Here is a 26,082-nt window from a genome sequence, read left to right on the forward strand (position 1 = left end):
TGAGCTCCGCCATCGCAAAATAGGCCGACGCCTTCCTCAGGATCTCGTTGGCCTGCCGGAGTTCGCGGTTCTTGCGCTCCAGCGCCTTGATCCGCTCCCGCTCCTCCGTCGTTGGTCCAGCCCGCTGGCCCTGGTCCCGCTCGGCTTGCCGGACCCAGTTCCGCAGCGTCTCGCCCGAACAGCCGATCTTGGAAGCGATCGAGCGGATCGCCGCATATTGCGAGCCGTGCTCGTCCTCGTGGTCGAATACCATCCGGACCGCGCGCTCGCGAACTTCAGGCGAAAAGGGTCTGCTTCGCTTCGTCATGGCTCCATCCTCGCAAGAGTCGGAGCCTCCGGGAAACCCGGAGCGGTTCAACCACGACCTTCGTGGCAGGCTTGCGCCTGTCGGGGATCACCGCTCCCTTCGTATTGGACGGGCCGATCAACCGGCAGGCCTTCCAGGCTTATGTCGATCGGGTGCTGGTGCCGTAACTCATGCCCGGCGACGTTGTCGTGATGGACAACCTCGGCAGCCACAAGGGACCAGCCGTGCGCGCGGCCATCGAAGCGGCTGGGGCGTGGTTGCTATTCCTTCCGCCCTACAGCCCCGACTTCAATCCGATCGAGATGGCCTTCTCCAAGCTCAAGGCGTTGCTGCGCAAGGCGGCCGAGCGGACCGTCGAGGCACTGTGGTCGGCCATCGGACGGCTCATCGACACCGTCACACCCGACGAATGCGCCAACTTCTTCGCTGCCGCAGGATACGACCCAAATTAAACCAAAAACGCTCTAGTTTACAGGGTATGGTATTAACAATGTTGCAGACGCTCCATTCAAAAAAATCAAAAAAATCTATGTCGGATCTATTTGTACCCGAAGCTCAACAAAGCGATTGGCTTGGAATCTCTAACTGGCAGACCGATCGGACGACGAGAACGATCTTATCGTGCTCATCCCGAACTTTTAAGACAACGGAATAGCTTCCATCTTTGTCACCTCCTGCCGCTAGCAGTCCGGTAACCGCCTTCAAGGCGCCGCGCCTCAGCGTTGCCTGATTCTGGAATTCGCAGCCAATATGATCCCGGTAATCGAGATCATCCTTGGTGTCGAAAAAGTACTTTGGCATTTCCATTCTACTTCAATGTCTTCGGTCGATAATCTGAAAGGGTATCCCTCTCAGCGACTAATCGGTGCCTCACGGCGCGTGTCGGAAGGAGAACAGCCGTATAACCTGCGGTAACGCTGCCCAAAGTCACTCATGTGGACGAAGCCCCAGAGTCTAGCTATATCGGCGATTGACCATTCCGCCTTGGCAACTGAGAGTAGATCGCGATGAGTGCGCTCTAAACGCTGGTCAATGATAAACTGGATGGGCGTCTGACCTGTTTCTTTCTTAAATTTATCTTGCAGCGATCGAACGCTAATGCCGGCTACAGATGCAATATAAGCTAAGCTCAGCTCGCTTGATAAATTTGCTCTAATATAATCGACTGCCAATTTTACCGGATGTGATGGCGCATCGGCCGGTTCATATGATTCTTTACTATCAAGTCTTGGCCACGCCGATAATAGCTGATAGCTCATAATTTCCTGTATGAGCGGTAATAGCATATCTGATGGTTGTAATGAGTCGCCCAATCGACTCATTATCAACTTGACGGTGCAGAATAGAGCCATCATGCCGGGATTGGCCATTTCCGCTACCGGTGAAAGCGAGGGTAAGTCTGCGTGGTCGCTGCCTGTCAACGCCCTGTTTGCAGCGATGAGAGTTTTCACCGGGATCGTTCCGCTGATCGAGTTGATCGCCCTAGGTGCGCAAACGTCTTTTATGCCTTCGAAGGTGGCCAGCGTAGCGTGCGTTATGGACCCCAGTATATCTCCGTTCCGGTGCGAATAAACGATGTGGCCGCTTGTAATGAAGCGCACAGTTAAAAGGTCCGCGGAAAATTTAGGTTGAGTTATAAAGCCACTGCCCGAACGTGTCTCCCACAAACTAAGCAGATCGCTTTGAGTTCCGTGAATATTGATATCAGGTTTAGCTCTATTCAAAATATCGAAGTTAACTGCAATGCCCCCGATGTCATTGAAATTACGGAGCTGGCGCGCGGAATTAATACTCACAGAAAACCGGGACTGGGGCCGCCACGAGTTTTCATCGTGCCGGTCCTTGCCCATTATCATATTCAACTGCCGCCCCGTGAATAATTTACGCCTTTCGACCGGCAGGCGACATTGTGGCGGATACATTGCAGGACCAGACGCGGTGACGCAAGTCCCACAGGAGATTTAACTCAACATCAAAAGCGGTAACGAGCCTATAAATATTGCGTATATTGCTATCATTTTTGCGCGAAATGCGTATTAGGATTTTGAAAACCTTGGCGATCTATAAAGTTGTGCGGTGAGAGGGAATACATGAAGAAGTTTCGTCAACGCGCCATTGGATCGGAATGATCTGCAGCCGGTAGGACATATCGGTCTCGTGCGACGTCGATCAGGTCGAGGTGCTCGCAAGCGATCGCCGGGCTCTTTCTGACTTGTATGATTTCCGTACCCAATCGCGGATTGTGGCCGTCATATCGGCCAGATTCGCGAGAGTGCGATACCGTCATCGCGACCCATATGCCTTGCTAATCGAGCGGAATAAAAACACGAGCCTAGCACGTTGCATCGGCAAAATTCGGCAGAATTTTCAGAGCCTGAGAATGCGCAAGACTATTTCTAGATGCGTCGGAAAAACATCGCAAACAGCCTTGAGCGGATTACGGCACAAGTCGGATGCACTATGATATTCAAGTTAACGACAATGGATATCTTTCAGCCCGCAGAAATTAATACTCAGGTTTTATTGCATAATGGTCAATAATATATTATCTTATCTGTAATTTAAGTCAGAATTGCGGACTAGTTATTTAATAAATCGAGCAACCTGATTGATGCGAAACTAGACAAAATGTGAGAAAAAGCTACATTAAGATTGACTACCTAATTGCTTGAAATCGAGGTGAAAGAAGCTATAGCTCCAAAAGATTGATGTTGTGGCACTTTCTATATGAAGGCCATTCCTTGAATGCCCAGAGTGGGTCGGATCGATGTCAAGCTCGGCTGTCGTTGTACTTACTGATAGGTTTGATTGAGGTCACGCACTGTGTGACGCTGTCCGAATGATGGCCCGCTGTCGCGTCGCCGGTGTCGATGAGCAGTGGTTGAACCTTGAGTCCGTCATCGGTGTCATCGCAGATCTCGCCTTGGAGCGTCCGAATGCGATCCGTTGCCTTCGCAGGTTGGCCGCGAGGCGCGGCGACCGTCGTATACCGTTGATTTACCTCACACGGACCGGAACGGATGCCGTGCTGCGGGAAACGGGAAACCTCGGCATTATGGCCTGCTTCTCGGCTCTTGCCATTGAGCCGCGAACAATCGTTGCAAGCCTGTTCCGTTTGATCGCTCCTGGAAAAACCACGACGGATTTGCTCGTCGAATACAATTTCGAATTGGTCGGTTCGCTCTTCAGTGAGATTTTCGCAGCGGCCCGGTCCGGATCGCTGGACATGAAAACTGTCGACGAAGCCGTTGGTCCGCTTCTCGCCGCCGTACAGGAAGGAGGACTGAACCGGTGGATTACGCTCATACAAGCGCACGACGACACCACTTTACGACACTGCCTTCTCGTTGCGGGCTATGCAGCACACTTTGCTATTCACCTCGGCTTGTCGTCCTCGGAGCGGGCGACAATGATCCGCGCCGGGCTGATACACGATGTCGGTAAAGCGCTAATCCCTCTTTCGGTTCTGAACAAGCCTGGCAAGCTCAATTCGAGCGAGATGGCAACGATGCGGGATCATGCAGCGCTCGGTCACGAAATCCTAGTCGCGGCTGGATCTGCCGATCCAATTATGCTCGCGGTCGCGCGACATCATCACGAGATGCTTGACGGCTCTGGATATCCGGACGGTCTCCGTGGCGATCAGATCGGTGATACGGTTCGTCTACTGACGATCTGCGACATTTACGCGGCGCTGACGGAGCGACGACCCTATCGACCACCGATGCCGCAGACGGAAGCATTGCAAATCCTGCGCGGGATGACAGGCAAGCTCGAACCGGCACTCGTCGAGGCCTTCGCGATATCGATCGAGGGTAAAGCGAAGCGGCATGAATACATTGCAGCTACTGCATAGTATAGAAAACTGGGTGTTTTTCAGGACTGGAACAAAAATATTACCCTATAAAAATGCCGTCTTATCAATTCCATGCAGTAATTCGGTATTTCATATCGTTTCGAACTGCTGAGTTGTGGAACACAAAATCAAACTGATAAAAGCTTCAATATAGACGCGTACGTTCTGTCGGTTTATACGTGAAATTCTGTCAAGCTCGATGTAAGCCTCGATAAGACACGTGATAAAAATCTCCCCAAAAAGGATATGCTATGCTCGACTTTGGTCTTGATAAGACAAAAGCTAAAATCGCTGCCTTGAATCGCTCCCAGGCAATCATCGAGTTTAAACTCGACGGCACAATCCTGACTGCAAATTCAAATTTCCTGGCGGCCACTGGCTACACCCTCAATGAGATCACGGGGCAGCATCACAAGCTCTTCGTCGATCTGGTCTATAGCCAGAGTGCGGCCTACGCTGAGTTCTGGGAAACCCTGCGCCGCGGCGAGTTCCAATCAGCCGAGTTCAAGCGGATCGCAAAAGGGGGGCGGGAGATCTGGATTCAGGCTTCGTACAATCCTGTGTTCGATCGGGCAGGCAAGGCGGTCAAAGTTATCAAGTTCGCGTCGGACATCACGGCGCAGAAGCTCCGTAGTCTCGATCTGGATGGGCAGATCGCAGCGCTAGACCGGTCGCAGGCCGTCATCGCGTTTGCCCTCGACGGCACTGTCCTGACGGCCAACAAGAACTTCCTCGACACGCTCGGCTACCGGCTCGAGGAGATAACAGACCGCCACCATGGCATGTTCGTGGACGAACGGGAGCGGAATAGCGAAGCCTATCGCCAATTCTGGGCGAGCTTGGGCCGGGGCGAGTTCAAGTCGGCCGAGTACCGACGCATCGGCAAGGGTGGCCGCGAGATCTGGATACGAGCCACCTACAATCCGATTGCCGATGCGGATGGCAAGCCGATCAAGGTGGTGAAATTTGCAACCGACATCACGGATCAGGTGCGAGACCGGCATCGCCGCGCGGACGCGCAGAAAGAGATCGGTCTCGATCTCGATGCCATCGGCGTTGCGGTCAGCGACGTGACCCGGCAGACCACGGAGGCCGCCGGCACTGTCGGGCGCGTCTCGAGCGAGATCCAATGCGTGGCATCGGGTGCTGAAGAGCTCTCGGCGTCGGTGAGCGAAATCAGCCAGCAGGTGAGCTATGCCGCGAAGATTGCCGGGGAAGCCGTAGAGCAAGCACAACGCACCGGAGCGATCGTGCAGGGTTTGAGCGGACAAGCGGCCCAGATCGGCGACGTCGTCGCCTTGATTCAGGGAATTGCTGCTCCGACGAACCTCCTGGCACTCAACGCCACGATCGAGGCGGCGCGGGCAGGCGCAGCAGGCAAGGGCTTTGCCGTCGTGGCTGCCGAGGTTAAGGCGCTGGCGGAGCAAACGGCCAAGGCGACGGACCAGATCCGAGATCAGATCGCGGCGACTCAATCGGCGACACGGGAAGCCGTGGTGGCCATCGACACGATCCAATCGACCATTCGTACACTGAACGATGTGTCGGGTTCGATCGCGGCTGCCGTGGAAGAGCAATCCGCCGTAACGCAGGAGATGTCGGGCAGCATGCAGACGGCGTCGCACGGGGTGAGCACGATCGCGACCGGCATGGACGCCATCGCTCTGGCGAGCGAGCAGGTCGATCAGGCGACGCGCAAAGTGCGCGAGGCTTCACGCTCAGTGGGCTGAAGTCGTAGACATCAACAAGAAGCAGAAATGTACAGGTGAGATTCTTGAACTGTAGCAGGGAGCCTGCCGAGCTTTTACACGATGTGGGGCGCTGATTGAACGACCACTCGAAACCGTCCGGCACTCCGGATTTATGCACCAAGGCGCACATCAAAACGGCCTCGTGTGAGCGAGGCCGTTTCTTCGTCGTTGTTTCGCGGTTGGCCTGCGGGGCGATCGCGTTGTTCCCTTGGAAGGGTCGACGTTTTCTACGGACGGGTCATGGGCTCGGCGTGCCTGAGCCGGTAGATCGAGCCGTCCTGTATCTTGTACGCCGCCGTTCAGAACCGGTAGCCGAGGCCGGCTCCGACAATGAGCATGTTCATCTCGGCCGTTACCTTCACACCTCCGAGCTCGTAGGCCGACCGCGGAAGGAAGACGTATTTTACCATTGCGTTTGCGAACCAATTGCCGGTGATGCGATAATCGAAGCCGGCCTGGAGCACAGGGCTGGCCTGGGACTTCAATTTGAAATCCGGGATGCCCCTGGCCGGCTCGATGGCGAGGGGTGTCGTCGCGGCGACACCAACCCCCAAATATGGATTGAGGCGTGCGATCGGCAGAAAGTGGTACTGTACGATCCCCATTGCGGCTGCGTTCCAGATCGATCCGATCGCGATGTCGCCCACCAGCGAGTTCCGGATGGCCGGGCGAGTTCGAACCGCACCAGCTTGGCCTTCGATGGCGACGTGATCCGTCAGAAAATACGAGACATCGAAGTCCGGGAGGATGGCAGCGGGGGTGTCGATCTTCCCTCCGATGAGATCAATGTGAGAGCGCCGTTGCGTGGGGATCGACCCACTGAGACGGCCGCGGACGAGCCAGTCCCCTGCCTGCAAGCCCGCGTCCATTCCGACGGATTTCGCGTCTGCTTCAACCAGAGAGAAAGGCTCCGCCGCTCGCGTGGCGTGCGCACTCAGACCAAACGCAGGAAGGCCGACACAAACCAACGCCAGGGGAAAGGTAAATGCCGACATGGGAACATATCTCGGAGGTCTGTGCGACACGATAGGTTTCCTGAATTCGGGTTCCAAAGTCAGCGACGCGTTCGGTTGCTTCTTATGCAGCAAACCGGAACAAGGTTCTCAAAGATTTACGATTGAATGGATTTTATAAAAATGTAGTTCGGAGAGATTTATTATGACTCGATACAGATAAGATTTTTATAATTCGCGCTTAGAGATGCCATGAACGAGGAATCTCAACCGTTGATATTTCAGGCCGTAAAAAATCGGGCGAACGGTTGGCTTGACTTCAGAAAGGTGTGTTAACGACGGTATATCTATTGAGCGAAATTAAATAATAAATTAAGCGTTCTTGTTGTAAGTGTCGTTCATGGCTCTGGACCTTAACACGCTTCACTTCGCCAGCGCGGCCAGCCGGTGCGCCTACGTCATCGTGTTCCTTGTTATGGCCCTCAGCCAAAGTCGGCAGGCTTACCTCTGGCATTGGATGGGCGCCATGGGGACGTCGATGGCGGGATCGCTCATCATGATGAGCGTGTCGCCCGACACTTTGCCACCCGTTCCAATTACGATGATAACCTACTGGCTGTATAGTGCAAGTCTAGTACTTTCTTGGACAGGACTCCGCGAATTCTTTGGAAGGCGCATCAATGTTGGGCTGAGCGTTGCTCTCATCGCTCTTCCGGGCATCCTCTATCCGGCCCTACTTGGCCTCGGCCTCTCCACCCGGCTGTCGATCGCGGCGATTTTTGCCTGCTGCTGCGTGGTGGCAGTTCTCGCCACGTATGAGACCGTTCGCGTGACGGCCGGGGCCGAAAGGCTCTGGTCGCAATACATCGAGTCCGTGGCGTTCGGGTTCTATGCGCTCGTGTTCGTCCTCTCGATCGGGATCCTCATCGGCACCGACCTGCCGATTGCCTCGGCCGAGAGTGCGCGCAGCTCGATGATCATGGATCAGGTCACGGGGGTCTTCGTCTATCTCGGATATGTCGCGATGGCCGCCGAGCGCGCCAACCGCACACTCTTGCGCCTCGCCGAGACGGATCCGCTCACGGGGCTGTTCAATCGACGGGGCCTGCAGACGATGCTGCGCCGTTACTTCCGGGGATCGGACTCGCTGCCCATGGGAGGTGTGCTGATCCTGGATATCGATCACTTCAAGTCCATTAACGACCAGTATGGGCACGAGTGCGGCGATCTCGTCCTGAACGCGTTCGCGGCCCGGACGAAAGCGGCCCTTCGTTCGCCCGACATCCTCGCTCGCTGGGGTGGCGAGGAGTTCCTCGTCGTGCTTCCGGGCGTCAATCAGCGGGAGCTCCTCGAAGTCGCCGAGCGATTGAGGTCGAATATTGCAGAGCGATCCTTTCCCCTTCCGACGGGGGCGTTGACGGCGACGGTCAGCATCGGGGCTGCCATGATGCTCCAGGGTGGCGCGCGCTTCGAAGATGTGACGAAAATAGCCGACGCCGCGCTTTACGATGCGAAGGCGCAGGGACGGAACTGCGTTCGTCTCGGACGGTGACCGCGCCGATGCTCGGCGCACAGGCCGGATAGGGTTGTCCTGAACTGGCCCGGGATCAGTGGCCTGTTCGAGCAGGCGACGGACGAAGGTCACCCTGTGGAGACCCGCTCGCATCGATGTTCTGGAGCGGGTGGTTGGCGGGGCCTCGCTGTCGCGGGCGATGGCGGCCCATCCCCAGGCCTTCCCGCAGGACATGGTGGACATCATGCGGGCCGGCGAGGCGACGGGCACCCTCGTCGACGTGCTCGCATCGCTCACCGGCTCGATCGAGCGGCGCGATGCCGTGCGCCGCCACCTCGTCTCGGCGATGACCTATCCGGGCCTCCTCGTCCTGATGGCGATCGGCACGGTGGCGATGATCGTCGGCGTACTGGTGCCGGCGCTGGCGCCCCTGTTCGAGGGCACCGGCCAGCAACCCCCCTTCGCGATCCGCACGGCAGCCGCCCTCGGTGCTCCGGTAGACGCGGAGGGCGTGCTGCCCGGCCGGCGATGCCCGCATCTCCGCGACGACTGCCTTCAACGCCGGCGGCATCTCGGCGAGGGCCGGCAGGGGAGCGCCGTTCTTGTGCGGCAGCACGAATGTGATCAGGCGTGAGGCTCGCGGCGGCCAGACGCTCATGGAATCGCCTCCATGTCCGGGCCGGCATCGAACTCCACGACGAAATGCACGGGAAAGGGTGTCTTGCCGGGATCGATCCGGCCGGCGGGTCCGGCAGCGCGCCGGAGACAGGGCTTTTGCAGCAGCGGCTTCAGGATCGTCGGGATCAGGGCGTGGTTGACCTGTGCCCCGAAGCAGGTGTGGAGGCCGTCACCCCACAGGATGTAATCGTCCCAGGGGCGGTCGGTGCGGAATTCTTCGGGGGCCGCGAGCTTCAATGGGTCGAACATCGCAGACAGATTGGCCGCGAGCACCATGGTCCCGGCCGGTACCGTGAGCGCGCGAAGCGTCGCGCGGGCGATCGTCGCCTCCCGCCGGGCGCGCCGATAGATCAGCGGGTTCACCGGGTTGAAGCGCAGCGCCTCGAAGACGTGGGCGGCGAGCGCCGCGTCGTCGTTCGCGCGGGCGGCACGCTGGGCGCTGGCGAGAGCGTCGGGGCGGTCGAGCAGTTGGTCGAGGGCCTGGCAGGCGGCTTTGGAGGTCGTCGGCACGGCGCCAATCAGAAGGCCGACCAGATTGTTGCGGATCGCAAGGTCGTCGGTGCCCGGCGTGCCCGAGGCCTGGAGCGCGAGGCAGCGGCCGAGGACGTCGTCGCGGGGCTCGGGCGATCCGGCCTTCCGGCGGGCGATGGTCGCGTCGAGATAGGCCCGCAACCGCCCTGCCGCCTCCACCGCGCGGGCGTCGACGTCCGGATCGGCGTTGAGATCGATGAACAGGTACCAGAACAGGATCGTGGTCCAGTCGATCATGTCCTGCCGGGAGGGGCCGGGGGTGCCGAAATAGCTGCCCACGAGCTCGGCCGGGACGCGCAGGCTCAATTCTGCCGGCACATCGATCCGGCCGGGTGTGTCGGCGACACGTTCGGCCGCGCGGCGGGCGGCGAACGGCCGGACCACGCTCTCGACGTCCTCGCGGCGCATGGCGAGCCGCATCACCGAGACGTCGCGGGTGTAGTCCGGCGTGTCGTCGATGCCGAGGAAGAAGTCCCGGCCCCCGGTGATCATCCGCATGCGGGGGCCGTAGACGACGGCGAAGTCGCCGTCGCGCGCCAGAACCTCCTTCACGTCGCCGAACCGGGTGACGATCGCGGTCCCGGTGTTCTCGTACGACGTGATGAATCGGGTGCCGATGAGCAGGTTCGGCAGCAGCCCCCGCAGGGCCGTGAAGGCGAGGCGCTGCGCCGCCGGTTCGCTCAGCGCGCCCTTCAGCCGGTCGCCGACCGTGCCGGTGCCGGAGGAGGCGGCACGCCCCCCGATGACGGCGAGCCGCGCCAGGGCACCGAGCGCCGCCATCAGCGCGCCGAGCCGCACAGCGAGCGCGCGAAACAGGTTGGCCACGAGGGACATCGACGGCCTCCGCGGTCAGGTCGGGTCGACGACGCCCATGCCGATCATCCGCAAAGCGGTCATGCTCGGGATGAAGAAGTATTCGCCGCCGCGCATCTCGACGAATTGCGGCAGGCGGTCGGCGAAGAAGGGCGGCTTGCCGGTCCTCTGGTCGGCGGCGATGACGAACTTGGCGTCCTCGCCGTGATTGCCGATCAGTGGGCAGGTGTCGCTGCCGGCGCCGAAATCGAGCCCGTAATTCATCCATTGCTGCTGGACGAACTCGAACTGGCGAAACAGGCTCGCGCAGATCGCCAGGAAAACGATGCCCTGTTCGCCCCCCTCGGCGTAGGGCAGGCCGCGGCGAAGGATCCGGCGGCGGTTGTTCAGCACCGAGCCGTTCGAGGTCGACGGCTCGCCGGGCTTGTAGGTCGGGTCGAGCATGTCGCGCGGGTTGGCGCGGCGCAGATGCGCGCCGAGCGGGCAGCGCAGGCCCTCGGGGTCGCCGTCGTACATGAAGTCGACGAGCTGGGCGGCGAGGGGGTCGTCCTGCTGCTTGCGGTGGCCGGCCTCCAGGCTCAACGCCGTCTTGGTCTTCGCGCTCGCCTCTTTCGACTGCGCCTTGGCCTTGAAGGCCTTGTACTCGGCGTAGGTCGGGGCGGCCATCAGCGGGATGCCGTCCGACCAGCGCCCGGCGATCTTGGCGCGGACGGTCTCTTCCGCCTCGGCCTGCGGGATCTCCATGATCCGGGCGTAGGTCTCGGCATAACGCGTCATCGCCCCGCAAAAACCGTCCACGTCCTGGGACAGCTTGCGGTAGGCCATGAAGGTGCCGTTGCGGGTGAGGTCGAAGGGCGTGCCCGCGCTCGACAGCTCCTGGGCCTCGTCCGGATAGCCGAGCAGAAACTCGCCGGTGGCCAGCGGCCGCCAAGTCCTCTCGGGCGTGATCGCCCCGCCGCCGATCGACCGGATCGGCTCCATCACCGCGTCGTACTGGCCCTCGAAGACCGGATCGCCGAAGCCGTCGGTGAAGCCGAACGGCTCCTTGGAGGTCGGTTCGGGTGTGCCCTCCGGGCCGGACGCCATGATCGCCGAGGCGTCCTGGTAGTCGAGGCCGCCGTCGCGGCCGTTGCCGGGGAGGATCGAGACGCCGCCCACCGCTGCGCATTGGTCGCGCAGCCATTGCGTCGCCCGTTCGAGGTCGGCGACGGGCGTGCCGTCCGGATTCATCGCGGCGTTGAGCTGGACGAGCGCGTGGACCCGGCGGTCGCCGGTGGCGCCCTCCCAGATCGGGTCCCAGGCCCAGGGCTTGTCCGGATCGGGACCGCGGTCGCCGAGGATCGCGGTACGCGCGCCCATGCCCTGGATGAACTCGTCCGGCAGTTCGCTCAGCGTCCGCGTCGGCAGCCCGAGGGCGTAGAGGCCGAAGAAGGTGAAGGCGATGTTGATCGTCACGCTCGGGCGCGGGATCTCGACATGGCCGCCCTTCGGGTAATGTGCCCGGCTGTCGTCCCATTTCACTGCCGTGGTGATCGAGGGGCGGATGCGGTCGACGAAGTCGCGGCCCTTCTGCGCATCGGCGATGTGCAGGAAGATGTAGCGCGCCTTCGGAAAGCCCTGACGGCCGTAGGCACGCAGGATGTTGCCCTGGATGTCGGCGAGATCGAGCGCACGCGTCATGCTGCGGTCCCTTTCGCTGTCAGGACCGCCCGGAGCGGAGCGCTCCGGCCGGAGGCGCCGCGGTCTGGGTGTTGTAGGGGGCGACCGGTGTGGGGCCGAGGGTCGTGACGACGCCCGCCGCCTGGGTCGGCCCGCTCGGGTCGTCGGGCCGGTGCTCGTCGATGAAGCGCCCGAAGGCCGCGTGCAGCGTGGCGGCGTCGACACCCTGGTTGGCGAGTGCGAACCGGGTGAAGGCCTGCTGCAGGTAGAGCGCCTTCAACACCGAGGGCAGGTCGGAATGCGGCGCCGTCGGGAACGGCACCGCTCCGTTCCGCATCACCGTGAGGTAGGCGACGAACAGGCTCGCCACGAGCGCCACGAAGCCGATCGTCGCGATCGCGAGCCAGGGCAGGCCGCCGACGTGGAGGATCGCCAGCACCAGTGCCCCCAGGAACACGACAGCGGACACCGCCGCCGGCCCGATCAGCCAGTTCTGCCGCAACGACGGGACCTGCGGCGCGCCGACCCAGTAATCGTTGAACGGCATCGTCGTCTCGATCTGGCAGCGCAGCACGTAGTCCTGGAAGCCGCGGCTGTCATCGATGCCCTCGAAGCCGTAACAGGCGGAGAAGATCGACTTCAGCTCCTTCCCCATCGTCCGCCAGAGCTCGTCGAGATAGGCGCGCAGCTCGCTCTCGTCCCCGGAGCGCGCGTCGAAATCGGCGACGAAGACGAGGTAGGGGCAGGGCAGCTTGTCGACCGGCTCGGCGACCGCCGGGTTCGGCCCGCGCAAGGCCACCTCCAGGGCGTTGCGCTCGGTGCGCCCGTTGAACACCACGTCGGTCAGGATGGCGAAGCGCGCGAAATGCGTGCGGGTGTTGCGCGAGAACGGGCTGTTGATCCCGATCTTCGTCGTCGCCGGCGATTGCAGGGCGGTGGGCAGCACGTAGAGCGCCCGGTGCAGCGCGCTCACCGGCGAGCAGGTCTGCCCGTCGTCGGCGACGAGCACGTCGGTGCGCACCGGCGCCAGCACGGTGAGGAAGTAGTGGCCGCCATCGAAGTTCGGCATCCGGCGGCTCCTATCGGAAGGGCGGGTTCGGCTTGCGGCCGCGGATGAACGGCTCTCGGTGACGGTCGGCGTCGTCCGTGTCGGTGCTGGCCACCGGCGCGAAGCCCGGCGAGCCGAAATGGTTCTGGATGCCGGGCTTGCCGTCCGTCCCGGTCAGTGCCTCGCGATAGGCCCGGGCGAAGCGCTCCGGATTACCCCCGGGGCCGCCATGCCACGCGGCAAGGTCCTTCAACGCCGCGGCCACCCGCAGGGCCGACTTGATGTCGCGCTGCGCCGAGCCGGGAGTGGCATTGTAATAGTAGGTCGTATCGATCTGATTGGCGCCGATGTAGTTCTTGAACGGCGTGATCGGGATCGAGTGCGGAAACTTGCTGCTCGAATACCAGAACAGGTCGAGGCCGTTCGGGATGCCGTCCGAGAATGCGTCGATATACTGGTCCCAGGTGCCGTTGAAGTTGCTGACGAACAGCATGTAGTCGTTGGCGAGACGCGGCTTGCCCTGGCCGAGGTCGGGCCACTGGTCGCGCCGGATCATCACCCAGCGGGCGAAGTGGATCAGCGAGAGCCCGAGCAGTCCGGACAGGAAACCCGGCAGGCCGCGCGCCACCATGAACAGGAACTGGTTGATCCAGGTCTTCCAGGGCGGCATCGGTGTGATGACGTTCATGCCGTAGGCTTTGCCGGCCACGTTCGACATGGGCGCCTCCCTGATTCCGAGACCGGAACTTATGACAGGATCGCCGACGCTGATAGGCTGCCGAAAGATATCATTTTCGTAAGAATATTATCAAATTTATTGTGCATATCTGTATATTATATCCTAATAAACGACTCTATAGCCGCAATTTCTAAAATTTAGAATTCATTTGAAATTATATAAAGAACTATGTGTCGACATAGGCGGCTATGTGAACGACATATATATTGAATTTCACAGGACTTTTCTGAAATTATAGGTGAGGGGCAGCGGATCGATATCAGGATCGATCCGCTGCCGTCGCCGGCCCGATCCTCACGCGATCCTTATGCGGCGGCGGTCACCGCTGTCTCGAATCCTGATGCGCTTCCCGGCACGAGTCGGTGCGAGGCAGGGCCGCCCGGTCGCGGCCCGCACAGCTTCGTCCGCCGGACACGCCATCATGCTCGACATCGTCTTCGTCAGTGCCGGCCTCGCCTTCTTCGGCGTCGCGGCCGGCTACGCGATCCTCTGCCAACGGCTCTGAGGGAGGCCCGCGTGACCCTCGACCTCATGCTCGGCGCCCTCGTGACCGCCGGCCTCCTCGCCTATCTCGCCTACGCCCTCGTCCGGCCCGAGCGGTTCTGAAGGACGACATCATGACCCTCAACGGTTGGATCCAGATCGCGCTGTTCTGCGCGACGGTGCTGGCGCTGGTGAAGCCCCTCGGTGCCTACATGGCCCGCGTCTTCGACGGTGAGCGCACGCTGCTCTCGCCCGTGCTCGTCCCGGTCGAAGACGGCCTCTACAGGCTCGCCGGCATCGACGCGCGCCAGGAGCAGGGCTGGCTCGGCTACGGCCTCGCCATGCTCGCCTTCCACATCCTGGGCTTCTTGGCGCTCTATGCATTGCTGCGCTTCCAGGCGGTGCTACCCTTCAACCCGGCGGGGCAGGGTGCGGTGGCGCCCGATCTCGCCTTCAACACGTCGGCGAGCTTCGTCACCAACACCAACTGGCAGAACTACGGCGGCGAGAGCACGCTGTCGTACCTCTCCCAGATGCTCGGCCTGACCCACCAGAACTTTCTGTCGGCCGCCACCGGCATCGCGCTGGCGATGGCGCTGATCCGTGGTTTTTCGCGGTCGTCGGCCAAGACGGTGGGATCGTTCTGGGTCGATCTGACCCGCTGTACCCTCTACGTGCTGCTGCCGCTCTGCGTGGTCTACGCCCTGTTCCTGGTCTTCCAGGGCATGCCGCAGACGCTCGGCGACTACGTCGAGGCAACGACCCTGGAAGGTGCGAAGCAGACCATCGCGGTCGGCCCCGTCGCCAGCCAGGTCGCCATCAAGATGCTCGGCACCAACGGTGGCGGCTTCTTCAACGCCAACGCCGCGCATCCCTTCGAGAATCCCACCGCGCTCTCGAACTTCGTGCAGATGGTCTCGATCTTCGCGCTCGGCGCCGCGATGACCAACGTCTTCGGCCGCAAGGTCGGCGACGAGCGCCAGGGCTGGGCCATCCTCGGCGCCATGACCGTGCTGTTCCTCGCCGGCGTCACCGTCACCTACTGGGCCGAGAGCGCCGGCAGCCCGGTGCTGAACGCCCTCGGCCTGCCGGGTGGCAACCTCGAGGGCAAGGAAATCCGCTTCGGCATCGTCGCCTCCGCGCTGTTCGCTGTGGTGACGACCGCCGCCTCCTGCGGCGCAGTCAACGCCATGCACGACGCCTTCACGGCGCTGGGCGGACTGATCCCGATGATCAACATGCAGCTCGGCGAGATCATCGTCGGCGGCGTCGGCGCCGGCCTCTACGGCATGCTGGTCTTCGTCATCATCGCGATCTTCGTGGCTGGGCTGATGGTCGGGCGCACGCCCGAATATCTCGGCAAGAAGATCGAGGCGCGCGAGGTCAAGATGGCGATGCTCGCCGTGCTCTGCCTGCCGCTGATGATGCTGGGCTTCACCGCGCTGGCGACGGTGCTGGCCGCCGGCCTCGCCGGACCCGCCAATGCCGGCCCACACGGGTTCTCAGAGATCCTCTACGCCTTCACCTCGGCGGCGGCGAACAACGGCTCGGCCTTCGGCGGGCTCACCGGCAACACGCCGTTCTACAACACCACCCTCGGCTTCGGCATGCTTGTGGGCCGGTTCTTCGTGATCATCCCGGCGCTCGCCATCGCGGGATCGTTAGCCGGCAAGGCCACGCTGCCGGCCTCGGCCGGCACCTTCCCGACGCATGGCGGGCTGTTCGTCGGGCTCCTCGTCGGCGTCATCCTGATCGTGGGCGGCTTGACGTTCTTCCCGTCGCTCGCGCTCGGCCCGATCGTCGAGCATCTCGCCGGCGCCGCCGGCCAGACCTTCGCGACGGGAGGCTGAGATGCGTCACGTCGTGCCGCCGCCCCGTGTTTCCTCCGCCCAGGGCCTGCGCCTCCACAGGCCGCGCCCCGCGGTCCGAGCCCGTGCCGTCGAGATACCGCCGGTGCGGGTCTCCGACCTGATCCTCGCCGTCCTCAGCGTCTGCCTGCTCGGCGCCGTGGCGATGTTCGCCGGCCTGTCGATTCTCGCGCCCTGACAACTGACGCCGCGCGTGCCCGGCGCTGCGGCCCCGTCTCTCACCCGTTGGATTGTTCGCGATGGCTCCCCGGTCCTCCTCCCTATTCAGCCCCGCCCTGGTCGGGCCGGCGCTGATCGGCTCGCTCCAGAAGCTCGACCCGCGCGCGATGATCAGGAACCCCGTGATGTTCACGGTGGAGGTGGTCGCGGCACTCACCACGGTGCTGTTCGCGCGGGACGTCGTCACCGGCGGGGCGGACCTGCTGTTCTCAGGGCAGATCATCCTCTGGCTCTGGTTCACGCTGGTCTTCGCGAACTTCGCCGAGGCGCTGGCCGAGGGCCGCGGCAAGGCGCAGGCCGACTCCTTGAGGCGCACGCGCACCGAGATGACGGCGAAACGCCTGACGGGGGCGGGCCGCGACTTCGAGACCGTGGCTGGCACGCTCCTCAAGGTCGGCGACGTGGTGCTGGTCGAGGCCGGCGACTTGATCCCCTCCGACGGCGAGGTCATCCAGGGCGTCGCCTCGGTGAACGAGGCGGCCATCACCGGCGAATCCGCCCCCGTCATCCGCGAATCCGGCGGCGACCGCTCGGCGGTGACCGGCGGAACGCAGGTGATCTCCGACGAGATCCGTGTGCGGATCACGGCTGCAGCTGGATCGACCTTCGTCGACCGCATGATCGCGCTGGTGGAGGGTGCCGCGCGCCAGAAGACGCCGAACGAGATCGCGCTGAACATCCTGCTCGCCGGCCTGACCATAGTCTTCGTGTTCGCGGTCGCCTCGATCCCGAGCTTTGCCAGCTATGCAGGCGGCTCGATCCCCCTGATCGTGCTGGTCGCCCTGTTCGTGACGCTGATCCCGACCACCATCGGCGCGCTGCTCTCGGCTATCGGCATCGCCGGCATGGACCGGCTGGTGCGCTTCAACGTGCTCGCCATGTCCGGCCGCGCCGTCGAGGCCGCGGGCGACGTCGACACGCTGCTCCTCGACAAGACCGGCACCATCACGCTGGGCAACCGCCAGGCCACCGAGTTTCGCCCGGTACGCGGCGTCTCCGAGCAGGATCTGGCCGATGCGGCGCAGCTCGCCTCCCTCGCCGACGAGACGCCGGAGGGCCGCTCGATCGTGGTGCTTGCCAAGGAGCGCTACGGCATCCGGGCACGCGACATGGCCGGGCTCAATGCCACCTTCGTGCCGTTCACGGCCCAGTCGCGCATGTCGGGCGTCGACCTCGACGGCTCGTCGATCCGCAAAGGGGCGGTCGATTCGGTGATCGCCTCGGTCGGCACGCCGCCGACGGTGACGCACGGCAACGCCGCGCTCGCCTATCACCCCGACGACGTCTCCGAGGCCGTCGGCGAGACCCGTGCCATCGCGGAAGAGATCGCCAAGGCCGGCGGCACGCCGCTGGCGGTGGCCCGCGACGGCCGGCTCCTCGGCGTCATCTATCTCAAGGACATCGTGAAGGGCGGCATCCGCGAGCGTTTTTTGGAATTGCGCCGGATGGGCATCCGCACGGTGATGATCACCGGCGACAACCCGATGACCGCCGCCGCCATCGCGGCCGAAGCCGGCGTCGACGATTTTCTCGCCCAGGCCACGCCCGAGGACAAGCTTGAGCTGATCCGCAAGGAGCAGGCTGAAGGAAAGCTCGTCGCCATGTGCGGCGACGGCACCAACGACGCGCCGGCCCTCGCCCAGGCCGATGTCGGCGTCGCCATGAACACCGGTACGGTGGCCGCCCGCGAGGCCGGCAACATGGTCGACCTCGACTCCGACCCGACCAAGCTCATCGAGATCGTCGGCATCGGCAAGCAACTGCTGATGACGCGCGGCGCGCTGACCACCTTCTCCATCGCCAACGACGTCGCGAAGTACTTCGCGATCATTCCGGCGATGTTCCTGACGCTGTATCCGCAGCTCCAGGCGCTCAACGTGATGGGGTTGGCCTCTCCGCAGAGCGCGATCCTGTCGGCCATCATCTTCAACGCGCTGGTGATCGTCTTCCTGATCCCGCTGGCGCTCAAGGGCGTGTCCTACCGCGCGGTCGGCGCCGCCTCGCTGCTGCGGCGGAATCTCCTGATCTACGGTCTCGGCGGCCTCGTGGTGCCCTTCGCCGGCATCAAGGCGATCGACCTCACCGTCAGCGCGCTTCACCTCGCTTGAACCCATCGAGTCCCGCCATGCTCTCCCAACTTCGCCCCGCCCTCGTGCTTTTCCTCGCGCTGACGCTGACCACCGGGCTCGCTTATCCCCTCGCGATCACCGGGATCGCCGGGGTGCTCCTTCCTGAAAAAGCTGCCGGCAGTCTGATCCAGCGTGACGGCACGACGATCGGCTCCGGTCTGATCGGCCAAAGCTTTACCAGCGCGCGCTACTTCCACGGCCGCCCCTCGGCGACGGTGGCGCCCGATCCGGCGGATGCGGCGAAGACCGTTCCGGCGCCCTACAACGCCGCGAATTCCGGCGGCGCCAATCTCGGGCCGACCAGCGCCGCTCTGAGTGAACGCCTCAGGACCGACGTCGCGGCGCTGGAGGCCGAGAACCCCGGGCAGCCGGTGCCGACCGATCTCGTCACCACCAGCGGCTCGGGCCTCGATCCCGACATCTCGCCGGAGGCGGCCCGCTTCCAGATCCCGCGGGTGGCGAAGGCGCGCGGCCTGTCGGACGAAAAGCTCGCAGACCTCGTCGCCGGTCGGATCCAGGGCCGCTGGCTCGGGCTTCTGGGCGAACCGCGGGTCAACGTGCTGGCGCTCAATCTGGCGCTGGACGACCTCGTCCGGAAATAAGCTGCCGATTCCGACGACAGTCGGCGCGCGCGACTGCGCGCCGCCGCGCGTGCGGCGGACGCCTTCGACCGGTCACGGTCGAAGGCAACTGATATAAGATGACCCCATGCCGGACGAGCGGAGAGACCCCAGCCGCCCCTCGCCCGACGCGCTGCTCGATGCGGCGCGCCGAGAGGAGAGCCCGCGCGGCCGGCTGAAGATTTTCCTCGGCGCGGCGCCGGGCGTCGGCAAGACCTACGAGATGCTCACCGTCGGCCGTGCCCGGGCCAAGGCCGGCACAGACGTGGTGGTGGGGATCGTCGAGACGCACGGCCGGGCCGAGACCGAGGCCCTGGTCGAGGGCTTGGACGTGCTGCCGCGGCGGCGGATCGCCTATCACGGCACAGAGCTCGAGGAGATGGACCTCGACGCGCTGCTCGCCCGCCGCCCGGCCCTGGCGCTCGTCGACGAGCTCGCCCACACCAACGCGCCCGGCAGCCGCCACCCCAAGCGCTTTCAGGATGTCGAAGAGCTCCTGGATGCCGGCATCGACGTCCACACCACGCTGAACATCCAGCACGTCGACAGCCTCAACGACGTGGTGGCGCAGATCACCCGCATCCGCGTGCGCGAAACCGTGCCCGACGGCATCCTCGACCGGGCCGACGACATCGAGGTGGTGGACCTCAACCCCGACGACCTGATCCAGCGGCTCAGGGACGGCAAGGTCTACGTACCGCAGAACGCCGAGCGGGCGCTGCTGCACTACTTCTCGCGGGGCAATCTCACGGCTCTGCGCGAGCTGGCGCTACGCCGCACCGCCGACCGGGTCGACGATGAACTCCTGAGCCACATGCGGGCCAACGCAATCTCCGGCCCCTGGGGGGCGGGGGAGCGCGTGCTGGTCTGCGTCAGCGAGGATCCGCGCGCGCCGGGCCTCGTGCGCTACGCCAAGCGCCTCGCCGACCGGCTGCACGCGCCCTGGACCGCGCTCACCGTCGAGGGCCCGCGCAGCGCATCGTTGAGCGAGGCGGCGCGCGACCGCATCGCCGAGGCCCTGCGGCTGGCCGACCGGCTCGGCGGCGAGCCGGTGACGCTGCCCGGTGGCCGGCGCATCGCCGAGGACATCCTGGCCCATGCCCGCGCCTCCAACACGATCCACATCGTGGTCGGCAAGTCGGAGCGCTCGCGGCTGTTCGAACTCATCAACGGCTCGATCGTCCACGAACTCGTGCGCGGCAGCGGCAGCATCAGCGTCCACGTCATCAGCGGGGAGGCGGGGCAGGCCGATCCGGCGCCGCGCCGCGGCGTCGCCACCGCGCCGGCCGGCGCCGCCTGGGCGCCGCTGCCCTATGCCCTCGCACTGCTCGCCTCGAGCGCGGCCCTCGGGGTCGCGCTGCTCCTGCAGCCGCTGCTCGGCATCGAGAACGCCGATCTCATCCTGCTCACCGCGGTCGTGGCGGTGGCCGTGCGGCTCGGGCTCGGGCCGTCGCTCGCGTCGGTGGTCTCGGCCTCGCTCGCCTACAACTTCTTCTTCCTGCCGCCGCTCTACACCTTCACCATCGCCGACCCGACCAACATCGCCGCCTTCCTGCTGTTCACGCTCGTCGCCGTGCTGGTCTCGAACCTCGCCGCACGCGCCCGCCGGCAGGCGGTGGTCTCGCAGGCGCGGGCGCTGGCGACCGAGCGGCTCTACGGCTTCAGCCGCAAGCTCTCCGGCTGCGGCACTCTCGACGACGTGCTCTGGGCCACCGCCGCCCAGGTCGCCGCGATGCTGCGCGTGCGCGTCGTGCTGGTGCTGCCGGAGGACGGAACCGTGGCGGTGCGCGCCGGCTACCCACCCGAGGACCGTCTCGACGAAGCCGACCTCGCCGCCGCGCGTTGGGCCTTCGACAACGATCGGCCCGCGGGCCGCGGCGCCGACACCCTGCCCGGCGCCCGGCGGCTCTTCCTGCCGATGCGCACCGGGCGCGGCACGCTCGGCGTGATCGGCCTCGATTCGGACGCCCCGGGTTCGTTGCTGACGCCGGAGGGCCGCCGGCTGCTCGATGCGTTGACCGACATGGGGGCGCTCGCCATCGAGCGGGTTCGGCTCGTCGAAGACCTCGACCGGGCCGAGCGCGCGGCCGAGACCGACCGGTTGCGCCAGGCGCTGCTGACCTCGATCTCGCACGACCTGCGCACGCCGCTCGCCTCCGTGCTCGGCGCGGCCACGACCCTGCGCGACCTCGACGAGGCCCTGCCGCGCGATTCGAAGGCCGATCTGCTGGCGACCATCGTCACGGAATCGGAGCGGCTCAACCGCTTCATCGCCAACTTGCTCGACATGACGCGGCTGGAGGCCGGCGCCGTGGCCCCGAACCTCTCGCGCCAGGACGTCGCCGAGACCATCGCCACGGCCCTCCGGCGCACGGACAAGATCCTGTGCGGTCACCGCATCGCCGTCGACCTCGCGCCCGAACTGCCGCCGGTCGCCCTCGACCCGGTGCTGTTCGAGCAGGTGCTGGTGAACCTCCTCGACAACGCCGCGAAATACGCCCCCGAAGGCTCGACCGTGACGGTGCGCGCCCGCCGCGACGGCGCGGTGCTCCGCATCGACCTCCTCGACGAGGGCGACGGCCTGCCCGAGGAAGATTCCGAAAGGATCTTCGAAAAGTTCTACCGGGCGCGGAAGGGCGACCGGGTCCGCGCCGGCACCGGCCTCGGCCTCGCCATCGCCCGCGGATTCGTCGAAGCCATGGCCGGCCGCCTCACTGCCGCCAATCGCCGCGACCGCAGCGGCGCGGTGTTTTCCTTGACACTGCCGGTCCCGGCGGCCGGGCGGACTGCCTCGGACATCGCAGCATGACAGCCACCGCCACGATCCTCGTCATCGACGACGAGCCTCCGATCCGAAAACTCCTGCGCATGGGGCTGGCGACGCAGGGCTACGCCATGCTCGAGGCCGGGACGGCCAAGGCCGCGCTCGACGCGCTGGCGGCCGAGACGGTCGATCTCGTCATCCTCGATCTCGGCCTGCCCGACATGCGCGGCCACGATCTTCTCCGTGCCATCCGCGAGCGAAAGCCCGACCTGCCGGTGGTGGTGCTGTCGAGCCGCGACGACGAGCCGGGCAAGGTCCAGGCGCTCGATCTCGGCGCCGACGACTACGTCACGAAACCCTTCGGCATGGCCGAGCTGCTGGCGCGCCTGCGGGCTGCGCTCCGTCACCAGCTCGCGACGCAAGGCGAGCGCGCGATCTTCAAGGTCGACGGCCTCACCGTCGATCTCGTGCGCCGGATCGTGCGGGTGAACGATGCGGAGGTGAAGCTGACGCCGCGCGAATACGACTTCCTGCGCATCCTGGTGCAGCATGCCGGCAAGGTGCTGACCCATTCCCAACTGCTCAGCCGGGTCTCGACCTCGTCAGATCCGCAATACCTGCGGGTCTACATGCGCCAACTCCGCCAGAAGCTGGAGGCCGACCCGGAACGGCCGCGCATCCTGCTCACCGAAACGGGGGTCGGCTACCGGCTGAAGGCGCCGGACGATCCGCCGGCGACGTCTTCCGCTTGAGTGCCCGGCGTTCGGCGCAGGCCCCACGGTCCATCGGCCGCATGGGTGATTTCGTCCGCGCATGCGATAGCGTTCGGATGATCACGCAATCACCTCCGCATCTGCGCGTCGAGGTTGTGCAGGCCAGCCGAGGCGACCGGCTTTGGGCCTGGACGATCTATCGGGGCATCGGCGAATCGCCCATCGATGGGTCGCACGCAATCTTTCCGTCGCGCGCCGTGGCGAAACGCGTCGGCACCTGCATCAAGGATGCGCTGCCTGCGGAGCTTCCGGCTGCGTTCACGGGTCCGCAGTAGCAGCCGTCTCCGCCCGGCGATTTCGTGGGGCCGGACCTATCGGCCAACCGCAGATCCTCGGGAGCTCGCTGCGCTTCTTCGATCGATCTTTCGGCATCCGCGTCGTCGAGAATGGGCGGCCGTGGGATGCGATATCCGCGTACGAACATTGTGGACATTCGCGGCGTACCCAAAAATCGTCCCGACTATTTGAAACTTTACAATTCTCGCGACCGTACTCATCCGAATGGGGGAATGCTCACTGAACAGTTCAGGAGCATCCAATGCGAAATTCGGTCGGCGTCGTGCTCATCCTTGTCGGGGCGGCCGGGCCCTGCCTCGCGCAGGACGGCAAACCGCCATCCTCCGTTACGCAGGAGCAACGCGAGGCGGTGAGCGACGAAAGAGCCGCCGAGATCAGGGCTGCCGCGCGCGAAGGCCGCAAACGGCAGGACGCCATCAATACCGGCTATCGCGCCCTGATGACGCGCTGGTCCCTGGCTTTCTGCATCGGCTGCGAGGCTCGCCCTTACAGGGGCCGGATCCTGCACACCTATCCCCTGCGCGTGCTCGCCGGCATTCCCGCGCTCGATGACGATGCCCGCGAGCGGCGCGGCCGCGTACCCCTGTAGCCGGAGACTTGGCGTTCCGGGCTATCCGGAACCGGCCCGGCGCCCGGCGTTTGTCCTCCACAACAGGAGGACATCGCCATGGCCGTCTCATCCCAAGCGATCTACGACGAAGGCAAGGCGGCCAAGGCCGCGAACAAGCCGGACACCGACAACCCTCATCCAGCCGGCTCGCAAGCGAGCCTCGACTGGCTGGAGGGCTACACCGCCGACGAGATCGAGCCGAGTTCGACGGGACCCGACGAGCAGGGCTGACGCCCGTCAGCGCCCGAGCCAGTCCAGGATGCCCCGCCGGATCGTCACCGACGGCGGCGGCGCCGGCGGCGGAACCGGGCCTTCGCCGAGGCGCCAATCCGTCGACCAGAAGCGCTGGCCCGGGTCGCCCGTCACGCCGAGACCGACCACGAGCCGGGAACACCCGGACGGGATCCGGGCCGAGATCCAGATCCGCTGCCACGCGTCGCAAAGGCCGAGATCGGCGTCCCGATGGGCCAGCCGCTGGTAGACGTCCGAGGCTTTGACGAGCCCGAAAACCTGATCGGCCTGAAATCCGCTCGGGATCCAGATCCAGGCCGAGAAGACGGTGATCGCCTCCGGCACGATGGTTTTGGGATCGATGTCGATCGAGAACGGGGTGAAGCGATCGGGCGAGCGCCGCGTGACGTGGCGATCCGTCTTGTCCGGCAAGCGGATCGGGGCCGAGATCGATGTTCGCGCCGGAGCCGGCCGGCCGCCTGTGGCGAGGCCATACGCATTCCGGCAGAGCTCGACCCAGGGTTCCAGATCGATCCGCATGCCGCCTTCGTAGGGCGAGAACCGACGTACATAGCCCTGCAGAATGCCGGGCGATCGCCACGCGACGCTGCCGACGCGGGCTGGATCCGCCGTCTCCTCGACGCGGAGAACGACGGAAGGGCCGTGCCGCCGGATCGCGGTGGCGAGACTCATGAAGGCGTCGAAGGACTCGTCCGGAAGGCCCTTCCGCACGAAGATCCGTGTACCCTCGGCCAAGTCTTCGAGCAGGCGTCTCTTGAGGTACCCGATCCGTTTGTATTCGCTCCGGGTCAGGTCGTCCTGCGTGATCGCGCCGACGCGATGGTTGGTGTTGTAGGTGAACGCGTACCGAAGGCTCCTGCACCAGAGCCAGTCGCCATGTCCGGCAAAGATATCCAGGTCCCCCGGCGATCCCAGCCATCGAAAATCACTGTCCAACGCTTCGACGAGATTGGGAATGCTGCCGCTGCTGAACCGAAACAGACCGAGCGGCTCGGCGCCGCAGAAGCGCTGCACGAGGCCGAACTCGCAATTGTCGCCGATGCCCTGGAACTGCAGCATCATCTGCTTGATCGCGGCGGCGGTGTCCGTATCGGGCCGGTCTTCCGTCTTCGATACGTCCTCGATCCCCGCCGACAGCATTGATGAAACCCGGATGACCTGACGCGACCCGACCGATGGCCTTTCTCGGCGATGCCGGTCGTGCCGCCGACGATCCTATCCTCGGCGCTTGCCGGCTCGCAACGGAACTCGGGTCTGCGTCCGGCGCCGGACGAAGGAAGCCACGTCGCGCGGCGTTCTGCGGCGGCACCCCCTGAGCCGAAGCCGGCGCCGGGCTCCCCCTGCAAGCGGTCGAACGCGCCACCCGGCTGCCGGCGAAGGCGGTCGGGACCGAACCGCACAGGCCCTTCCTGCCCAGCGCCGATCGCGGCGGGCGTCGGACGCTCTCGCCAAACATCCTCGCTGCTGTCAGTCTCTCGGCGGATCCCGAGAGGAACGCCCGTGACCGCAGGCCCCTTCGACCACATCCTGAATTGGCGGCTGCTCGCCGGCTCGCATGCCTTCCCGGGGCCGGATGGGGGCACCTGCATCAACGAGGCGGCGATCGTCGCGGCCGGGCTCCCCTACAAGGCGATCACGGCCACCGAGGACTGTCCGCCCTGCTTTTCGCGCCCTCTGGCGGCCTATGCGCTCGGCTTGAACGACGCGATGCCGGAGGGCGAGCGGCCGAGGCTGATGGCCTTCGTGCTGCGTCTCTCCGGCACGGCCGACGCGCCCGGGATCGAGGCATCGCGAACGACCTTCCTCGCCGTCGAGAGCGTGCGCCGCATCCTGCCGCCGTTGCTCGATCGGGCCGGACTGCCTGCGCTCGCCGTCCGCTGCGAGGCTTCATCGGGAACGGCCGAGGCCCTGGCGGCGGCGCGCACGGCCGAGAGCCAGGGTGCCGTCCTGGCCCAGGCCGCCTCCAGCCGGCGGGCCTGGGTGCAGGGCGCGCGGCTCGCCGCCGTCGCGCGGACGGCCACAGCCGCCGTGAAAGCGTTCGGAGACGCACGCTGCGCGGCGGAAGTCGCGGAAGGCGCCGCGCCCTTCGTCGATGGCATCTGGCCGACGGCCGTGGGTCTTCTCGACGAGGCTCTTGCGATCGGCCGTCAGGCGCCCGAGATCGACCTTCTCCGCGCCAGGGACCGTCTCGACGCCGCTCGCGCCGCCGCGTGACCCGC

General features: G+C 64.5%; 25 protein-coding genes and 1 pseudogene. 17 read left to right on the top strand and 9 right to left on the bottom strand.

Annotation, left to right across the window (positions count from 1 at the left end):
• Nucleotides 1–307, bottom strand: a 307-nt coding sequence (locus MHA02_RS05865; protein ID WP_147077522.1) for a transposase, incomplete at its 3' end; no start/stop codon positions are given.
• Between the two features lie 50 nt (nt 308–357).
• Between MHA02_RS05865 and MHA02_RS05870 the strand changes: the two are divergent.
• Nucleotides 358–759: pseudogene (locus MHA02_RS05870) on the top strand (IS630 family transposase); the annotation flags it as partial.
• 103 nt (nt 760–862) lie between these two features.
• On the opposite strand, the gene MHA02_RS22950 reads toward MHA02_RS05870, so the two are convergent.
• Nucleotides 863–1,114 carry a DUF6894 family protein gene (locus MHA02_RS22950; protein WP_373866680.1) on the bottom strand — a complete coding sequence of 84 codons (252 nt, stop codon included), beginning with the start codon at nt 1,112–1,114 and terminating at the stop codon, nt 863–865.
• Nucleotides 1,115–1,158: 44 nt separating this feature from the next.
• Nucleotides 1,159–2,157, bottom strand: coding sequence for a helix-turn-helix transcriptional regulator (locus MHA02_RS05875; protein WP_170249046.1), 999 nt, complete (start codon nt 2,155–2,157; stop codon nt 1,159–1,161).
• 992 nt (nt 2,158–3,149) lie between these two features.
• Between MHA02_RS05875 and MHA02_RS05880 the strand changes: the two genes are divergently transcribed.
• Entirely contained in the window at nt 3,150–4,163 is a 1,014-nt protein-coding gene (locus MHA02_RS05880; protein WP_244612403.1) for an HD-GYP domain-containing protein, read from the top strand.
• Between the two features lie 251 nt (nt 4,164–4,414).
• On the top strand, nt 4,415–5,893 hold the full coding sequence (locus MHA02_RS05885) for a methyl-accepting chemotaxis protein (protein ID WP_147077526.1): 1,479 nt from the start codon (nt 4,415–4,417) through the stop codon (nt 5,891–5,893).
• A gap of 320 nt (nt 5,894–6,213) precedes the next feature.
• On the opposite strand, the gene MHA02_RS05890 is transcribed toward MHA02_RS05885, so the two are convergent.
• Entirely contained in the window at nt 6,214–6,909 is a 696-nt protein-coding gene (locus MHA02_RS05890; RefSeq protein ID WP_147077528.1) for an OmpW/AlkL family protein, read from the bottom strand.
• A gap of 358 nt (nt 6,910–7,267) precedes the next feature.
• On the opposite strand from MHA02_RS05890, the gene MHA02_RS05895 reads away from it, so the two are divergent.
• Nucleotides 7,268–8,419, top strand: coding sequence for a GGDEF domain-containing protein (locus tag MHA02_RS05895; RefSeq protein ID WP_147077530.1), 1,152 nt, complete (start codon nt 7,268–7,270; stop codon nt 8,417–8,419).
• A gap of 58 nt (nt 8,420–8,477) precedes the next feature.
• The gene (locus MHA02_RS05900) at nt 8,478–9,014 is read left to right on the top strand and encodes a type II secretion system F family protein (RefSeq protein ID WP_280177961.1); all 537 of its coding nucleotides are present in this window, start codon (nt 8,478–8,480) and stop codon (nt 9,012–9,014) included.
• Nucleotides 9,015–9,034: 20 nt separating this feature from the next.
• Here MHA02_RS05900 and MHA02_RS05905 read toward each other — a convergent pair whose 3' ends face one another.
• The 4 genes from MHA02_RS05905 to MHA02_RS05920 are packed head-to-tail and all read right to left on the bottom strand — an operon-like array spanning nt 9,035 to nt 13,827.
• Nucleotides 9,035–10,423, bottom strand: coding sequence for a cytochrome P450 (locus tag MHA02_RS05905; protein WP_147077532.1), 1,389 nt, complete (start codon nt 10,421–10,423; stop codon nt 9,035–9,037).
• 15 nt (nt 10,424–10,438) lie between these two features.
• Complete coding sequence (locus MHA02_RS05910; protein WP_147077534.1) at nt 10,439–12,082, bottom strand: Dyp-type peroxidase; 1,644 nt, start codon at nt 12,080–12,082, stop codon at nt 10,439–10,441.
• Between the two features lie 19 nt (nt 12,083–12,101).
• On the bottom strand, nt 12,102–13,130 hold the full coding sequence (locus MHA02_RS05915; protein ID WP_147077536.1) for a hypothetical protein: 1,029 nt from the start codon (nt 13,128–13,130) through the stop codon (nt 12,102–12,104).
• A gap of 10 nt (nt 13,131–13,140) precedes the next feature.
• Entirely contained in the window at nt 13,141–13,827 is a 687-nt protein-coding gene (locus MHA02_RS05920; RefSeq protein WP_147077538.1) for a hypothetical protein, read from the bottom strand.
• Nucleotides 13,828–14,188: 361 nt separating this feature from the next.
• On the opposite strand from MHA02_RS05920, the gene MHA02_RS22040 reads away from it, so the two are divergent.
• The 11 genes from MHA02_RS22040 (at nt 14,189) to MHA02_RS22045 (ending at nt 23,842) form a co-directional block, all read left to right on the top strand.
• Complete coding sequence (locus tag MHA02_RS22040; RefSeq protein ID WP_170249048.1) at nt 14,189–14,353, top strand: hypothetical protein; 165 nt, start codon at nt 14,189–14,191, stop codon at nt 14,351–14,353.
• 11 nt (nt 14,354–14,364) lie between these two features.
• Complete coding sequence (locus MHA02_RS05925) at nt 14,365–14,454, top strand: K(+)-transporting ATPase subunit F (protein ID WP_147077540.1); 90 nt, start codon at nt 14,365–14,367, stop codon at nt 14,452–14,454.
• An 11-nt stretch (nt 14,455–14,465) separates the two neighbouring features.
• Nucleotides 14,466–16,181 (top strand): potassium-transporting ATPase subunit KdpA, encoded by a 1,716-nt coding sequence (kdpA, locus tag MHA02_RS05930; RefSeq protein ID WP_147077542.1) that lies wholly within the window; start codon nt 14,466–14,468, stop codon nt 16,179–16,181.
• Between the two features lies 1 nt (nt 16,182).
• A complete protein-coding gene (locus tag MHA02_RS05935; RefSeq protein ID WP_147077544.1) occupies nt 16,183–16,377 on the top strand; it encodes a hypothetical protein in 195 nt (64 codons plus the stop codon).
• A gap of 61 nt (nt 16,378–16,438) precedes the next feature.
• Nucleotides 16,439–18,526 (top strand): potassium-transporting ATPase subunit KdpB, encoded by a 2,088-nt coding sequence (gene kdpB, locus MHA02_RS05940; RefSeq protein ID WP_147077545.1) that lies wholly within the window; start codon nt 16,439–16,441, stop codon nt 18,524–18,526.
• Between the two features lie 17 nt (nt 18,527–18,543).
• Complete coding sequence (locus tag MHA02_RS05945; protein WP_147077546.1) at nt 18,544–19,149, top strand: K(+)-transporting ATPase subunit C; 606 nt, start codon at nt 18,544–18,546, stop codon at nt 19,147–19,149.
• 106 nt (nt 19,150–19,255) lie between these two features.
• Nucleotides 19,256–21,976, top strand: coding sequence for a DUF4118 domain-containing protein (locus MHA02_RS05950; RefSeq protein ID WP_147077547.1), 2,721 nt, complete (start codon nt 19,256–19,258; stop codon nt 21,974–21,976).
• Entirely contained in the window at nt 21,973–22,683 is a 711-nt protein-coding gene (locus MHA02_RS05955) for a response regulator (protein WP_147077548.1), read from the top strand. The genes MHA02_RS05950 and MHA02_RS05955 overlap by 4 nt, the downstream gene beginning before the upstream one ends.
• A 41-nt stretch (nt 22,684–22,724) precedes the next feature.
• Nucleotides 22,725–22,979, top strand: coding sequence for a hypothetical protein (locus MHA02_RS05960; protein ID WP_147077549.1), 255 nt, complete (start codon nt 22,725–22,727; stop codon nt 22,977–22,979).
• Between the two features lie 371 nt (nt 22,980–23,350).
• Nucleotides 23,351–23,590: a hypothetical protein gene (locus tag MHA02_RS05965; protein WP_147077550.1), complete on the top strand. Its 240-nt coding sequence runs from the start codon at nt 23,351–23,353 to the stop codon at nt 23,588–23,590.
• 78 nt (nt 23,591–23,668) lie between these two features.
• On the top strand, nt 23,669–23,842 hold the full coding sequence (locus MHA02_RS22045) for a hypothetical protein (RefSeq protein ID WP_170249050.1): 174 nt from the start codon (nt 23,669–23,671) through the stop codon (nt 23,840–23,842).
• 6 nt (nt 23,843–23,848) lie between these two features.
• Here the strand turns inward: MHA02_RS22045 and MHA02_RS05970 are convergent, their stop codons facing one another.
• Nucleotides 23,849–25,003 (bottom strand): hypothetical protein, encoded by a 1,155-nt coding sequence (locus MHA02_RS05970; RefSeq protein WP_147077551.1) that lies wholly within the window; start codon nt 25,001–25,003, stop codon nt 23,849–23,851.
• A 360-nt stretch (nt 25,004–25,363) separates the two neighbouring features.
• Here MHA02_RS05970 and MHA02_RS05975 point away from each other — a divergent pair, with 360 nt between their 5' ends.
• On the top strand, nt 25,364–26,077 hold the full coding sequence (locus MHA02_RS05975; RefSeq protein ID WP_147077552.1) for a hypothetical protein: 714 nt from the start codon (nt 25,364–25,366) through the stop codon (nt 26,075–26,077).
• Nucleotides 26,078–26,082: the final 5 nt, after the last annotated feature.

This window comes from Methylobacterium haplocladii, assembly GCF_007992175.1.
GTDB lineage: Bacteria > Pseudomonadota > Alphaproteobacteria > Rhizobiales > Beijerinckiaceae > Methylobacterium > Methylobacterium haplocladii.

Bases quoted from the DNA above. Each gene is read 5' to 3' on its own strand.
- MHA02_RS22950 (WP_373866680.1), bottom strand. From the start codon at position 1,114: ATGGAAATGCCAAAGTACTTTTTCGACACCAAGGATGATCTCGATTAC.
- MHA02_RS05875 (WP_170249046.1), bottom strand. From the start codon at position 2,157: ATGGGCAAGGACCGGCACGATGAAAACTCGTGGCGGCCCCAGTCCCGG.
- MHA02_RS05880 (WP_244612403.1), top strand. From the start codon at position 3,150: ATGGCCCGCTGTCGCGTCGCCGGTGTCGATGAGCAGTGGTTGAACCTT.
- MHA02_RS05885 (WP_147077526.1), top strand. From the start codon at position 4,415: ATGCTCGACTTTGGTCTTGATAAGACAAAAGCTAAAATCGCTGCCTTG.
- MHA02_RS05890 (WP_147077528.1), bottom strand. From the start codon at position 6,909: ATGTCGGCATTTACCTTTCCCCTGGCGTTGGTTTGTGTCGGCCTTCCT.
- MHA02_RS05895 (WP_147077530.1), top strand. From the start codon at position 7,268: ATGGCTCTGGACCTTAACACGCTTCACTTCGCCAGCGCGGCCAGCCGG.
- MHA02_RS05905 (WP_147077532.1), bottom strand. From the start codon at position 10,423: ATGTCCCTCGTGGCCAACCTGTTTCGCGCGCTCGCTGTGCGGCTCGGC.
- MHA02_RS05910 (WP_147077534.1), bottom strand. From the start codon at position 12,082: ATGACGCGTGCGCTCGATCTCGCCGACATCCAGGGCAACATCCTGCGT.
- MHA02_RS05915 (WP_147077536.1), bottom strand. From the start codon at position 13,130: ATGCCGAACTTCGATGGCGGCCACTACTTCCTCACCGTGCTGGCGCCG.
- MHA02_RS05920 (WP_147077538.1), bottom strand. From the start codon at position 13,827: ATGTCGAACGTGGCCGGCAAAGCCTACGGCATGAACGTCATCACACCG.
- MHA02_RS22040 (WP_170249048.1), top strand. From the start codon at position 14,189: ATGCGCTTCCCGGCACGAGTCGGTGCGAGGCAGGGCCGCCCGGTCGCG.
- kdpA (WP_147077542.1), top strand. From the start codon at position 14,466: ATGACCCTCAACGGTTGGATCCAGATCGCGCTGTTCTGCGCGACGGTG.
- MHA02_RS05935 (WP_147077544.1), top strand. From the start codon at position 16,183: ATGCGTCACGTCGTGCCGCCGCCCCGTGTTTCCTCCGCCCAGGGCCTG.
- kdpB (WP_147077545.1), top strand. From the start codon at position 16,439: ATGGCTCCCCGGTCCTCCTCCCTATTCAGCCCCGCCCTGGTCGGGCCG.
- MHA02_RS05945 (WP_147077546.1), top strand. From the start codon at position 18,544: ATGCTCTCCCAACTTCGCCCCGCCCTCGTGCTTTTCCTCGCGCTGACG.
- MHA02_RS05950 (WP_147077547.1), top strand. From the start codon at position 19,256: ATGCCGGACGAGCGGAGAGACCCCAGCCGCCCCTCGCCCGACGCGCTG.
- MHA02_RS05955 (WP_147077548.1), top strand. From the start codon at position 21,973: ATGACAGCCACCGCCACGATCCTCGTCATCGACGACGAGCCTCCGATC.
- MHA02_RS05960 (WP_147077549.1), top strand. From the start codon at position 22,725: ATGGGTGATTTCGTCCGCGCATGCGATAGCGTTCGGATGATCACGCAA.
- MHA02_RS22045 (WP_170249050.1), top strand. From the start codon at position 23,669: ATGGCCGTCTCATCCCAAGCGATCTACGACGAAGGCAAGGCGGCCAAG.
- MHA02_RS05970 (WP_147077551.1), bottom strand. From the start codon at position 25,003: ATGCTGTCGGCGGGGATCGAGGACGTATCGAAGACGGAAGACCGGCCC.